This is a genomic window from Actinotalea sp. Marseille-Q4924 (assembly GCF_916618755.1).
Lineage (GTDB): Bacteria > Actinomycetota > Actinomycetes > Actinomycetales > Cellulomonadaceae > Actinotalea.
The window spans coordinates 954823-967939 of the sequence record NZ_CAKAKB010000003.1 but is presented as its reverse complement, the minus strand read 5'-3'; the positions used below and the strand labels follow the sequence as shown (position 1 = coordinate 967939).

Sequence of the window (13117 nt, the reverse complement as noted above, 5' to 3'; positions counted from 1 at the left end):
CCAGGAGACCGGGTACGAGGACGGGCATGGACACGATCGGTGTGGACATCGGCGGGACGAAGATCGCCGCGGGCGTGGTCGACGAGGACGGCGTGATCCTCGCGCAGGCCAAGCGCGACACCGTGGCCGGGGATCCGGCGGAGATCGACCGCGCGGTCGCGGACCTGTTCCTGGAGCTGTCCGGGCAGCACCCGGTGGGCGCCCTCGGCATCGCGGCCGCCGGCTTCATGAGCTCGGACCGCCGCACGGCGCTGTTCGGGCCCAACGTCGCCTGGCGCGCGTACCCCCTGCGCGAGCGGGTCGCGGCCATCCTCGACCGCCCCGAGCTGAAGATCGTGGTGGAGAACGACGCCAACGCGGCCGGCTGGGCCGAGTTCCGGTTCGGGGTGGGCCGGGACGTGGATGACATGCTCATGCTGACCGTCGGCACGGGCCTCGGCGGCGCCGTGGTCGTCGACGGCCGGCTCGTCCGAGGGGCGTGGGGCGTGGCCGCCGAGGTCGGCCACGTGCGCGTGGTGCCGGAGGGCCACCTGTGCGGCTGCGGTCAACGCGGCTGCTGGGAGCAGTACGCGTCCGGCTCCGCCCTCGTGCGCGAGGCCAGGGCGGTCGCGGCGACGCAGCCGGAGCGCGCCGCCCGCCTCCTCCAGCTCGCCGGTGGCGACCCGGCGCGGGTGAGCGGGCCGTCCGTGACGCTCGCCGCCCAGGAGGGCGACCCCCTGGCGATCGCGCTGCTCGCGGACCTCGGCAGATGGATCGGTGCCGGGTCGGCGAGCGTCGCCGCCCTCCTGGACCCCGCGCTCGTCGTCATCGGCGGCGGCGTGGGGGAGGCGGGGGACCTCCTCGTCGCCCCGGCGCGGGACGCCTTCGCGACGCACCTGTCCGCCCGGGGCTACCACCCGGAGGCGCGGATCGAGCTCGCGTCGATGGGGAACGAGGCGGGGATCGTGGGAGCCGCGGACCTCGCGCGCCTCTGACGTCGTCCTCCCGGAGTCAGCGTCCCCGGTCTGGGGACGTGCGCCTCAGACGACGGCCCCGGGGCCGTCGTCGTCGTCGCGACGGTGCGGCATGCGCCACAGCAGCACGCCGAGCCCGGCCACGAACAGCACCGCGGCCACCTGGAGAAGCACGGTCGGCGCCGACCGCCAGAAGGTCACCGACAGCAGGAAGAGCAGCGGCGCGCCGACGACGGCGCCCCACGCCATCGTCAGGAGCGGGTCGCCCCCGAGCACAGGGCCCGGGTCCGGGGGCTGGAAATGGGTCTCCCGCTCCTCGACCTCCGGGTCGAGGGACCACGCGCGCGGGTCCGTGGGCGACGCCGCGCCGGGGGGCCTGACCGCCGACCCGCCCGCGGCGGGAGGCGGCGGGGTCGCCGACCCGCCGGCGGCAGGGGGTCGCGGCGACACCTGCCCGGGGGACCCGGGCCCGGACGTCGCCGGGCCCTCGTCCTCCGGCCCGGCGGCCCGGTCCGGTGCGGCCGCGCGGGGCGCCGACGGGGGTGTGTCCGCGTCGCTCCGCAGGCGGGCCACGATCTCGAGCCACTCACGGTCCACGTCGGCGTCCCGGGCCGTACCCTGCTCCTCGTCGTGCGCGCCGTCGTCGGGCTCGCCGTCGGGGTCGTGCGGACGAACGGCCATGCACAGCACTCTAGAGTCGACACGACGTCGGGCGGACCTCGACCGCATCGACGCAGCGGAGGGGACGGCGCGTTGTTCTACTGGGTGATGAAGCGGGTCCTCGCCGGCCCGCTGCTGCGCGGGATGTTCCGTCCCTGGGTGCGCGGGGCGTCGAACGTCCCCGCCGAGGGCGGGGCGATCCTGGCGAGCAACCACCTCGCGGTCATCGACTCCTTCGTGCTCCCGCTCGTCCTCTCCCGCAAGATCCGGTTCATCGGCAAGTCCGAGTACTTCACCGGCACGGGGGTCAAGGGCCGCCTCAAGGCCGGCTTCTTCCGCGGCGTCGGGACGATCCCGGTCGACCGGGGCGGCGGCAAGGCGAGCGAGGCGGCGCTGCGTACGGGGCTGGAGGTCCTGCGGTCGGGCAACCTCTTCGGCATCTACCCCGAGGGCACGCGCAGCCCGGACGGCCGCCTGTACCGCGGCAAGACCGGCGTCGCCCGCCTCGCCCTCGAGGCGGGCGTCCCCGTGATCCCCGTCGCCATGATCGGCACCGACGTCGCGCAGCCGATCGGCCAGGTCATCCCGAGCCCGATGCAGATCGGCGTCGTCATCGGGGAGCCGCTGGACTTCAGCCGGTACAAGGGCATGGAGAACGACCGGTTCATCCTGCGGTCGGTCACGGACGAGATCATGTACGCGCTCATGAGCCTGTCCGGGCAGGAGTACGTCGACATGTACGCAGCGACCGCCAAGGCCCGGATCGCGGCGGGGCACCGTCCCGACGAGGTCGGGCCGGGCTCGGGCGGTCCCTCCGCCCCGGGCGGGCGCCGCGCGCCCGACGTCCAGGTTCCGGGCCCCCCGCCGGGTCCCGATGCACCGTCAGTAGGATGACGAGCGTCACCGCCAGGTGACCTGCCACATCGGACGACGGCGTGCGGGCGGCCGTGCCGGTCGAGCGTCTCGGGTGGGCGTGCGCCGCCCGTGCCGCAGCCGGCCTGGACCGACCGTCCTGGTCCCGGCGTCCCGGCCTCGTCCGGCCTCGGTGTGCTGATCAGCAGCATCAACGGAAGGTGCTTCCCCATGTCGGTTCGTCGTGTCGCCCTGCTGACCGCCGGAGGCTTCGCCCCCTGCCTGTCGTCCGCCGTGGGTGGCCTGATCGAGCGGTACACGGAGATCGCGCCCGAGATTGAGATCATCGCCTATCAGCACGGGTACCACGGGCTCCTGCGCGGCGACAAGGTCGTCGTGGACGACGAGGCGCGTGCGAAGGCCGGCGTCCTGCACCGCTTCGGCGGCAGCCCGATCGGCAACTCCCGGGTCAAGCTCACCAACGCCAAGGACTGCGTCAAGCGCGGCCTGGTCCAGGAGGGCCAGGACCCGCTCCACGTCGCCGCGGAGCAGCTCAAGGCGGACGGCGTGGACGTGCTCCACACCATCGGTGGTGACGACACGAACACCACCGCGGCGGACCTCGCGGCCTACCTCCACGAGAACGGCTACGAGCTGACGGTCGTCGGGCTGCCCAAGACGATCGACAACGACGTGGTGCCGATCAAGCAGTCGCTGGGTGCCTGGACCGCCGCCGAGGAGGCCGCGGGCTTCGCGGTGAACGTCATCGGCGAGCACCGTTCCGGGCCGCGGATGCTCATCGTCCACGAGGTCATGGGTCGGCACTGCGGCTGGCTCACGGCCGCTGCGGCCGCGGAGTACCGGAAGTGGCTCGACCGTCAGGAGTGGGTGCCCTCGATCGGGCTGACGCGCGAGCGCTGGGACGTGCACGCCGTCTTCGTGCCCGAGCTGGCGCTCGACATCGACGCGGAGGCCGCCCGCCTGCGCACGATCATGGATGAGCAGGGCAACGTCAACATCTTCCTCTCCGAGGGCGCGGGCATGCACGAGATCGTGGCGCAGCTCGAGGCCGCGGGCGAGACCGTCGAGCGCGACCCGTTCGGCCACGTCAAGCTGGACACCATCAACCCCGGGCAGTGGTTCGCGCAGCAGTTCGCGGACAAGCTGGGCGCGGAGAAGGTCATGGTCCAGAAGTCGGGGTACTACTCGCGCGCCGCGGCGCCGAACGCCGAGGACCTCCGCCTCATCAAGACCATGACGGACCTCGCCGTCGAGTGCGCGCTGCGGGCCGAGTCCGGGGTCATCGGCCACGACGAGGAGGACGACGACCGGCTCAAGGCGATCGCCTTCCCCCGCATCGCCGGCGGCAAGGCGTTCGACGTCAGCCAGCCGTGGTTCGTCGCGCTGCTGGAGGGTCTGGGCCAGCCGCTCGTGCCGGCGGGCACGCCGTGAGCGCGGTCGCCGACGCCGCCGTCGTGGCCGGGCTGGACGCCTGGCGGGAGCTGCCGCGGCGGCACCAGCCCACCTGGCCGGACGCGGACGCCGTCGGGCGCGTGTCCGGCGAGCTGGCCTCCCTGCCGCCCCTGGTGTTCGCCGGAGAGGCCGACGTCCTCACGGCCCACCTCGGTGCAGCGGGTCGAGGCGAGGCGTTCCTCCTCCAGGGCGGGGACTGCGCCGAGACCTTCGCCGAGGCGACGGCGGACAACATCCGCAACAAGATCAAGACGATCCTGCAGATGGCGGTCGTGCTCACGTACGGCGGCAGCCTGCCGGTCATCAAGATGGGCCGGATGGCGGGGCAGTACGCCAAGCCGCGCAGCAGCGACGACGAGACACGTGACGGGGTCACGCTGCCCGCCTACCGGGGCGACGCCGTCAACGCGTACGCCTTCACGCCCGCGGAGCGGGTGCCGGACCCCCGTCGGCTCGTCGAGGCGTACCACCGCTCGGCGGCCACGTTGAACCTCATCCGCGCGTTCACCACGGGTGGCTTCGCGGACCTGCGCAGGGTGCACGAGTGGAACCGCGGGTTCACGGCCAACCCGGCGTACGCCCGCTACGAGGAGGTCGCGGGGGACATCGACCGCGCGATGCGCTTCATGGCGGCCTGCGGGGCCGACTTCGACGCCCTGCGCACGGTCGAGTTCTTCGCCAGTCACGAGGCGCTGCTCCTGGACTACGAGCGCCCCCTCACCCGGATCGACTCACGGACGGGGACGCCGTACGACTGCTCGGCCCACTTCCTGTGGATCGGCGAGCGGACGCGCCAGATCGACGGCGCCCACGTCGACTTCCTGTCGCGGGTGCGCAACCCGGTCGGGGTGAAGCTGGGCCCGACGACGACCGCGGACGACGCACTGGCCCTCATGGACCGGCTCAACCCGAACGACGTCCCGGGCCGGCTCACCTTCATCACCCGCATGGGGGCGAGCCGGATCCGCGACACGCTGCCGCCCCTCCTGGAGAAGGTCACCGCGTCCGGGCGCCCGGTCACCTGGGTGAGCGACCCCATGCACGGCAACACGATCACGTCCGCGAGCGGTTTCAAGACCCGCCGCTTCGACGACGTCCTCGACGAGGTCCGTGGCTTCTTCGAGGCGCACCGGTCGGTCGGCTCCGTGCCCGGCGGCCTGCACGTCGAGCTCACCGGTGACGACGTCACCGAGGTGCTGGGCGGCAGCGAGGCGATCGACGACGACGGGCTCGCCCGGCGCTACGAGACGCTCGTCGACCCGCGCCTGAACCACCAGCAGTCGCTCGAGATGGCCTTCCTCGTCGCCGAGATGATCCGCGGCTCCTGAGGCACGCCGGCGGCGGGGTGGGTGACCCACCTCGCCGCCGGCCCCGGACGAGGGTCAGACGACGGCGAGGGTGATCGTCGAGCCCTTGGGCAACGTGGAGCCGGGAGCGGCGTCCTGGCTGCGGACGGTGCCGAAGAAGCCGCCGAGCACGTCCTCGCGGACGACCGCGAAGCCGAGGCGCTCGAGCGCCGCCCGGGCGTCGGCGAACTGCTGGCCCACGAGATCCGGCACCTCCACGAGCGGCGGACCCTGGGACACCGTGATGGTCACCGTGTCGGTCCGGACCGCGGCCGTCCCGGGAGCGGGGTCCTGAGCCATGACGACGCCTGCGGCGTGCTGCTCGCTGAACCCGGTGCTCTCCGCGACGACGAGGCCGTCCGCCTCGAGCTGCTGACGGGCGGCGCCGGCCTCGACGCCGACCACGGAGAGGATCGTCACCGGCTCCGGCCCGTCCGAGACCAGGAGGCCGACCTCCGACCCGACCGCCAGGGTGGCGCCGGGCTCGGCGGCGGCGGTCAGCACGGTCCCGACCGGCGCCGCGTCGTCGTACGCACGCTCGGTCTCCACGCCGACCAGGCCCACGCCCTCGAGCGCCGCGACGGCGTCCTCGACGGACGCCCCGACGAGGCCCTCGGGCACGACCCGCAGGTCCGGTCCCTTGGAGACGGTCAGCGCCACGTCGCCGGCCTTGGGGATCCGTGCCCCCTCGCCAGGCTCCACGGCGACCACGCTCTGCGCGGGCGCCTGCGGGTCGAACACCTCGGTCACCTCGGACACGCCGAGGCCTGCTGCGGAGAGCACCTCCTCGGCGGCCGTCCGGTCGGCCCCCACGAGCCCGCCGGGCACGGACGTGTAGGCGCCCGGCCCTGCTGTGGCGTACCAGATCCCCGCCAGACCGAGGACCGCACCGACGGCGATGAGAGCGAGGACGGCGGCGACCCGGTGCCGCCACCGGCGCAGCGCGGGGTCGTCGGAACGGCTCGAGGCGTCGTCCGGTGCACCGGCCTGCTGGGGGAGGGCCGCGGCGCGCACCGCCGCCACGGGTAGGGCGACGGTGCCTCCCTGCCCCTGCGAGGCACGACCTCGCGGGTCTGCGCGGAGCACCGTGGTCTCGTCGGGGTCCCCGTCCGTGACGTCCGCACGGTCGCCGCCGTCGGTGCGGTCGGCCCGGACGACGACGCCGGCGGGGGCATCGGCGCGGCGGGCGAGGGTGCCCTCGTCCAGCGCCGCCCGGCAGCGGCGGACGAGTGCGAGGGCGGCGCCGGCCTCCGCGGGGCGTTCGTCGGCCGGCCGCGCCGCGAGGCACTGCACGAGCTCGTCGACCTCTGCCGGCAGCCAGTCCACGAGGTCCGAGGGTGGCGGCACGTCGCTGTTGACGTGCTGGTAGGCCACCTGGATGGGGGTGGTGCCGGTGAACGGCTGGCGGCCGGTGAGCATCTCGAAGAGGAGGATGCCCATCGCGTAGACGTCCGTGCGGGCGTCGCTGGTGCCCTGCGTCACCAGCTCCGGGGCCAGGTACGCGACGGTTCCGAGCACGGTGCCGGTGCTGGTGTGGCTCGCGTCGGTGAGGGCCCGGGCGAGCCCGAAGTCCACGACCTTGACACGTCCGTCCGTGGCGAGCAGCACGTTCTCCGGCTTCACGTCACGGTGGACGACGCCGGAGCGGTGTGCCACGGCGAGGGCGTCGAGGACGGCCTCCGCGGTCGCGAGCGCCTCGCCGACGCCGAGCGGCCCTGTCTCGGTCAGCCGCCGGCGCAGACTGGTGCCGTCGACGAACTCCATGGTCAGGTAGCTCGTCTCGCCGTCCACGCCCTGGTCGTAGACCCCCACGACGCCGGGATGCGTGAGCCGTGCCGCCGCGCGGGCCTCGCGACGGAAGCGGGCCACGAAGTCCGAGCCCGACGCCCCGTCGGCGAGGTGCGGGTGCATGATCTTGAGCGCGACCTCGCGCTCCAGCCGCCGGTCCAGCGCCCGGTAGACGGTGGCCATGCCACCTCGCGCGACGCGTGACAGCACCTCGTAGCGCCCGTCGACCACCTGGCCGATGAGCGGGTCCGTGAGAGTCGCTGCCACGGCCGCAGTGTACGTGCGCGCCCCGGCCGCCCCGGGGAGGCGGGCGCTCAGCCGAACCGTGTCATGAGCGTCTGGATGCTCGCCACGTACCGGCGGGTGTCCGGGTACATGCCGTTCCGCTGCACGCCGGCCAGGCCCTGGTAGTAGCCGGCGATGGCGGTGGGCAGGTCCGGTGCCGTCCGGACGAGCTGGCGCAGGATCGCCACGCCTGCGACGACGTTGTCCTGGGGGTGCAGGAGGTTCAGCGGGCGTCCCACCATCTGCGAGGCCCACTCGCCGGAGGACGGGATGACCTGCATGGTGCCGATGGCGTTGGCCGGCGAGACCGCCGACTGGTTGAAGCCGGACTCCTGGTAGGCGATCGCCTGCGCCAGCGCCGGGTCGACTCCCATCTGGCGTGCCGTCGCGACGACGAGGGACTGCATCTCGGCCTTGCTCGGGACGCCGGCGGCGAGCAGCGACGCCTTGTTCTGGTTCGCGGACGCGACCGTGGCCTCGGGGTACGTGCGTCCGGCGAAGGTGTTGCCCACGAGCGTCGCCGGGGCGGCGGGCGCGACCGACGACGGGACGGCGAGCGTCTGCCCTGCGCGGATCGTCGCGCGGGCGTCCAGCCCGTTCGCCGCGACGAGGGCGGCGACGGTGGTGCCGTACCGGACGGCGATCCCCGAGACGGTCTCGCCGGAGGCGACACGGTGCGACGCCGTGACTGCGGGCGCGGGTGCCGCGGCGGGCGCCGCGACGGGTGCGGGTCCGGCGGCGCCGGGGATGGTCAGGGTCTGACCGGCGCGGATGAAGGCGCGCGCGTCGAGGCCGTTGGCGGACGCGATCGCGGCCACGGTCGTGCCGTAGCGCGCGGCGATGCCGGACACGGTCTCTCCCGAGGCGACGCGGTGCGACGCCGTCGTCGCGACCACCGAAGCAGGTACGGCGGCGGGGGCAGGCGCGCCGGCGGCGCCGGGGATGGTGAGGGTCTGGCCGGCGCGGATGAAGGCCCGGGAGTCCAGCGCGTTCGCGGAGACGATCGCGGCCACGCTGGTGCCGTACCGCGCGGCGATCCCCGAGACCGTCTCGCCGGTGGCGACGCGGTGCGTACCGCCTGTCGCTGCGGGCGTGGCTGACGGGGCGGGCGCCGTCGGCGCGGTGGAGGGGATGACGAGGCGCTGACCGGCGCGCACGGCGGCCCGGGCGTCCAGTCCGTTGGCGGCGACGATGTCGCGCACCGTCGTGCTCGTACGCAGCGCGATGTGGCTCACCGTGTCACCGGGACGGACGGTGTACTCCTCGGCGGCGGCCGGCGAGGCGCCCTGCGCGACGCTGGCCACGGCGAGCGCGAGGCCCAGACCCCCGGTCCCGGCGGTACGGCGTCGGACGGTCGGGCTGGTGACGCGCGTGGCGGTGGGTCGCATGGGTCCGTCCTGTAAGAGCTGTGACTGATGGTGCTCGTGTGACTGATGTGACAGTAGAGGACCGTAGCCGACACCACGAGCGTGGGAAAGGGCATGCGGCGTCCTTCACCCGCGTGCGCCTGCTGTGCCTCGTCGTCCCCGTCGCCGAGGTCCCGGCGGGCGTGCCCTCGGGCGATGCCCCGCGGTCCGCGTTCGGTGCCGGGCGTGCGTACGCTGACAGCGTGAGCGACCTGGACGCCCTGGTGGGCGAGTGGCTGACCCTTCCCGACGTCGCCGAGAGGATCGGCCGTGACGTGGGCGCCGTGCGCCGGCTGGTGGAGGACCGTTCCCTCCTCGCGCTGCGCCGGGGCGAGCGCGGCGTGGTCAGCGTCCCCGCCGGTTTCCTGGCGCCGTCGCCGGACGCCGGCTGGCACGTCGTGCCTGCCCTGCCCGGCACGCTGACGCTCCTCGCCGACGCGGGGTTCTCCGACGAGGCGGCCATCCGGTGGCTCTTCACGCCGGACGAGTCCCTCCGGGGGCTGGGCACGGGTCCGGTACGCCCGTCGACGCCGGTCGAGGCGCTCGCCGCCGGCCACAAGACCGAGGTGCGGCGTCGGGCGCAGGCCGAGGCTCTCTGACGGACCGGCCTCCGCCGCAGAGGCGGGTCGCCGGTCAGGCGCGCCGGTCCACCGCCGCCTCGCCCAGGCGGACGAGCATCGCCCGGCCGGGTTCCTCGAGTGGCGCGTCCGCGAGCGACTGCAGGGCCGGCCCCGCCAGGCCGTCGATCATCGCCTCGACGGCGTCCAGCCCACCGCTGCGGCGCAGGACGTCCCGCAGCCGCTCGACGTCGTCCGGGGTGAGGTCGCGGCGGCCGAGGTGCGCGGTCAGCAGCGCGCGGTCCTCCGCCGCGGCGAGCTGCACGGCGCGGGCGACCAGGACCGTCCGCTTGCCCTCCCGCAGGTCGTCGCCGGCCGGCTTGCCGGTCGCCGCGGGGTCCCCGAAGACGCCCAGCACGTCGTCGCGGAGCTGGAAGGCCTCGCCCAGCGCCAGCCCCACGCGACGGCAGCGCTCGACCGCGTCATGGGCTGCGCCCGCCAGCACGGCGCCCAGGACCAGCGGGTGCTCGACGCTGTAGCGGGCGCTCTTCGCCCGGGCCACGGCCCGCGCACGCGCCTCCTCCTCGTGGCCGTCGCCCCACGGCAGCGCCTGGCCCAGCACGTCGAGGTACTGCCCGACGGTGACCTCGGTGCGCATCCGGTCGAAGACGGCACGTGCCGTCCCGGCGACGCCGGCCGGGGTGGCGGCGAGGGCAGCCGCCAGCTCCCGTTCGCTCGCCACGAGAGCGAGGTCGCCCAGCAGGATCGCGGCGGCCTCCCCGAAGGCAGCGGCGGGGCCGGACCAGCCGGCGTCCCGGTGGGCGGTCTCGAAGTGCCGGTGCGCGGAGGGCCGCCCCCGGCGCGTGTCCGAGCCGTCCATGACGTCGTCGTGGAACAGCGCCGCGGCCTGGAACAGCTCCAGCGCGGCTCCCACCCGGAGCACCGCACGACGGTCGGCCCCGGTCCCGCGCGCCGCCGCGTCCGCGCCGCCGTGGGCTCGCCACGACCAGTAGCAGAAGGCCGGGCGCAGACGCTTCCCGCCCTCGAGCATCGCCCCCATCGCTGCCACCAGGTCCGCAGCGGCCGTGCCGTACGACTCCAGCTCCGCGGCGAGGTCGTCGAGGTGCTCGGCGAGGGCAGCGGCCACGTCCGAGCGGACGTCCTCGAGATCGGTCGGTGCGGAGGAGGCGGCGGTCACGTCCTCCACCCTAGGACGCCGCCTCCCTCAGCCGACCGTCGTCCGGGGGCGACGGTGCGGGGGTCTCAGCCGTCCCCGCCCGCGCGCACGCGGCCACCGAGCGTGAGCGTGCGTGCGCCGTCGACGTCGAGCACCCCGATCGTCACCACCTCGTCGCCGCCGGACCGCGTGAAGGTGGCGTCGGCGGTCGGGCCGGAGGCGTCCGTCGGCGGTGTCACCTCGACGAAGCCCGCGTCCGTCAGCGCGCCGCGGTAGAGGCGCACCACCGCGCCGACGGACATCTGGGTGCGCAGGTTGAGCGACACCTCTCGCGCGGCGGAGCCGCCGACGGGGACCGCGGAGGTGACGAGCAGGACGGCGTCGTCGGGGACGGGCAGGAGGTCCACGGGGAAGTCCTCGACGAGCTCGCCGACGCGGGAGGGCCCGATGCCGGGCTCCACGGCGTCCGCCGCGGCGCCGGCGGACCCGGCGCCCGACCGCGCGCCGGCGCCGTCCGGCGCGCTGAGGACGTCCCCGGCGTCGGCGCCGGCACCCGTCGTCTCTGCCGGGCGTCCCTCGACGGAGGTGCCGGTCCCCGCCGTGCCGCAACCGGTCACGACGGAGGCGAGCAGGACGACGGCCAACGCCGACCGTGCCCGCCCGCGAGCCGGGCACGTAGCGTGCCACCGCTGCTGCGCGTCGCCGCGACCCGTGCCGGCCATGCGTCCACGGTAGCGGTGGGGGAGGCCCCGGTCCGAGGGCGTCACCCGGGTGAAACCGCACGTCGCGCCGGGCGCGCGTCGACGAGGGGGGTGTCGTGCCGCCCCGTCCACAGCGCGGGGGCGCGACGCGCGTCCACAGGCTGCTGGGGCGGCCCGGCCGCGCGGGGGAGCGCCGTAGTCGTATCGGGTCATGACCACCACGATCCGCACCCGTGAACCGCGTGAGCTCCTCGCACTCATCCCGTTCCGGCTGGGCTTCCACCCGCGCGAGAGCGCCGTCGTCGTGAGCATCCGCGCCCACCGGTCGCGCGTGGGGCTCGTGGCCCGCGTCGACCTGGACGCGCTCACCCAGCCCGAGCACGGGCCCGTCCTGGCGCGCTCCCTCGTGCGCCACCTGGTGGGCGACGGCGCGGCAGGCGTCGTGCTGGTCGTCTACAGCGGGCTGGACCTCCGGGGCGCGGACGCGGCGATCGGCAGAGCCGCGCGCGCCCACCTCACGGAGGCGTCGGAGCACCTCCTCGGCGAGCCGTCGGTGTGGGTGGTCGGTCCGCAGGGCTGGTACGGCCTGGGCTGCGAGGACCAGGCGTGCTGCCCGCCCGGTGGGCGCTCCCTCGAGGAGCTCGAGGCGGCTGCCGTCAGCGCGGAGATGGTGCTGCGCGGGGCGTCGGTCGCGCAGCGTCGGGATGACCTCGGTGAGGTCGGCGCCGCCGTGAGCCGGGACCGGCGCTCCGCCCGGCGGGCGGCGGTCCGGTGGACCGACCGGCGGTCCGCCTGCACGGAGCCCGACGCGCTGCACCGCTGGCGCCAGGCGTCGTTGGACCTGTGGCGCGCCGTGCTGGAGGAGCTGTCCGCCGACGACGGCGGGCAGGACCCGGACGGGCGGGACGACGGCGTGGCCCTGCCGGCGCCGCCGGTGCTCGGGCGGCTCGCGGCAGGGCTGGAGGACGTCCTGGTGCGGGACGCCGTCCTCCTCCTCCTCGTCCCCGGCACCGGGCGCCTGCCCGACCGGCTCGTGGCCGGGGACGCCGGCGAGGAGGTCGGCGCGGCGCTGCAGCGCGTCGTCGACCCGTCCTGCGGCGTGCCCCCGCAGGAGGCGACCGTCGGTGCGGCGGAGCGGCTCCTGCGGGCCGTACGGGCGCACCGGCCCGGCCATCCGGGGGCGCCGACCCTCCTGGCGGTCCTCGCGTGGTGGAAGGGGGACGGCGCCCGCGCCGGGGTCCTGCTCGAGCGGGCCCTCCAGGACGACCCGTCGTACCGCCTGGCCCTGCTCGTCGAGGAGGCGCTCGGCCACGGGATGCCGCCGGGGTGGCTGGCCGCACCCCGGCACTGAACGAGCAGGACCATCGGTGGACCGGGGGGCTGAGCGATCCGGTAGCGTCGCCACGTCGCTGCAGCCGCCGTACGAGGAGGACCGATGAGCGTCGTGGTCGGTTACGTCGCCACGCCGGAGGGCAACGCCGCCCTCGAGGCGGCACTGACGGAGGCCCAGCGCCGGGGGGTCGACCTCGTGGTCGTCCTGAGCGAGCGCGGGCAGCGCTTCGGCTCCGAGCCCACGGACCTCGAGCAGCACGTCGAGGAGGTCCGCGAACGCCTCACCCGTTCGGGGGTGCCGTTCGACGTGCGCCAGACGGCGCGGGGCCGCGACGTGGCCGACGACATCATCGGTGCCGCCGTCGACCAGTCGGCCGAGCTCATCGTCATCGGGCTGCGCCGGCGCAGCCCCGTCGGCAAGCTCATCCTGGGCTCCAACGCGCAGCGCATCCTGCTCGACGCCCCGTGCCCGGTGCTCGCCGTCAAGCCGAGCACCCCCTGACCCGCGGCGCGGGTGAACCGGCCACGCCCGCCCTGGTACGGCTCGTCGCACGCACGCCCGTGAGGGACCCGGACGTTACAATGGT

At 75.1% G+C, this 13117-nt stretch carries 12 protein-coding genes; 7 read left to right on the top strand and 5 right to left on the bottom strand.

Annotated features, from left to right (window positions below):
* The first annotated feature begins 26 nt into the window (after nt 1-26).
* Nucleotides 27-974, top strand: a complete 948-nt coding sequence (locus LG379_RS11135; protein WP_225754601.1) for an ROK family glucokinase — start codon at nt 27-29, stop codon at nt 972-974.
* A gap of 45 nt (nt 975-1019) precedes the next feature.
* Here the strand turns inward: LG379_RS11135 and LG379_RS11130 are convergent, their stop codons facing one another.
* The gene (locus LG379_RS11130; RefSeq protein ID WP_225754600.1) at nt 1020-1634 is read right to left on the bottom strand and encodes a hypothetical protein; all 615 of its coding nucleotides are present in this window, start codon (nt 1632-1634) and stop codon (nt 1020-1022) included.
* Nucleotides 1635-1706: 72 nt separating this feature from the next.
* Between LG379_RS11130 and LG379_RS11125 the strand changes: the two genes are divergently transcribed.
* The 3 genes from LG379_RS11125 (at nt 1707) to LG379_RS11115 (ending at nt 5266) form a co-directional block, all read left to right on the top strand.
* Nucleotides 1707-2507 carry a 1-acyl-sn-glycerol-3-phosphate acyltransferase gene (locus LG379_RS11125; RefSeq protein ID WP_225754599.1) on the top strand — a complete coding sequence of 267 codons (801 nt, stop codon included), beginning with the start codon at nt 1707-1709 and terminating at the stop codon, nt 2505-2507.
* Between the two features lie 189 nt (nt 2508-2696).
* A complete protein-coding gene (locus LG379_RS11120; RefSeq protein ID WP_225754598.1) occupies nt 2697-3917 on the top strand; it encodes a pyrophosphate--fructose-6-phosphate 1-phosphotransferase in 1221 nt (406 codons plus the stop codon).
* On the top strand, nt 3914-5266 hold the full coding sequence (locus LG379_RS11115; RefSeq protein WP_225754597.1) for a class II 3-deoxy-7-phosphoheptulonate synthase: 1353 nt from the start codon (nt 3914-3916) through the stop codon (nt 5264-5266). Before LG379_RS11120 ends, LG379_RS11115 begins: the two co-directional genes overlap by 4 nt.
* 54 nt (nt 5267-5320) lie before the next feature.
* On the opposite strand, the gene pknB is transcribed toward LG379_RS11115, so the two are convergent.
* Together pknB and LG379_RS11105 are read right to left on the bottom strand one after the other, a co-directional pair.
* Entirely contained in the window at nt 5321-7339 is a 2019-nt protein-coding gene (pknB, locus tag LG379_RS11110; protein WP_225754596.1) for a Stk1 family PASTA domain-containing Ser/Thr kinase, read from the bottom strand.
* A gap of 47 nt (nt 7340-7386) precedes the next feature.
* Nucleotides 7387-8745, bottom strand: coding sequence for a LysM peptidoglycan-binding domain-containing protein (locus LG379_RS11105; RefSeq protein ID WP_225754595.1), 1359 nt, complete (start codon nt 8743-8745; stop codon nt 7387-7389).
* Between the two features lie 221 nt (nt 8746-8966).
* On the opposite strand from LG379_RS11105, the gene LG379_RS11100 reads away from it, so the two are divergent.
* Entirely contained in the window at nt 8967-9362 is a 396-nt protein-coding gene (locus LG379_RS11100) for an Rv2175c family DNA-binding protein (RefSeq protein WP_225754594.1), read from the top strand.
* Between the two features lie 34 nt (nt 9363-9396).
* On the opposite strand, the gene LG379_RS11095 is transcribed toward LG379_RS11100, so the two are convergent.
* Entirely contained in the window at nt 9397-10518 is a 1122-nt protein-coding gene (locus tag LG379_RS11095) for a polyprenyl synthetase family protein (protein WP_225754593.1), read from the bottom strand.
* A 65-nt stretch (nt 10519-10583) separates the two neighbouring features.
* Nucleotides 10584-11219, bottom strand: coding sequence for a hypothetical protein (locus LG379_RS11090; protein WP_225754592.1), 636 nt, complete (start codon nt 11217-11219; stop codon nt 10584-10586).
* A 190-nt stretch (nt 11220-11409) separates the two neighbouring features.
* Between LG379_RS11090 and LG379_RS11085 the strand changes: the two genes are divergently transcribed.
* Entirely contained in the window at nt 11410-12549 is a 1140-nt protein-coding gene (locus LG379_RS11085; RefSeq protein ID WP_225754591.1) for a DUF4192 domain-containing protein, read from the top strand.
* A gap of 84 nt (nt 12550-12633) precedes the next feature.
* Nucleotides 12634-13032: a universal stress protein gene (locus tag LG379_RS11080; protein ID WP_225754590.1), complete on the top strand. Its 399-nt coding sequence runs from the start codon at nt 12634-12636 to the stop codon at nt 13030-13032.
* The last annotated feature ends 85 nt before the right edge of the window (nt 13033-13117 follow it).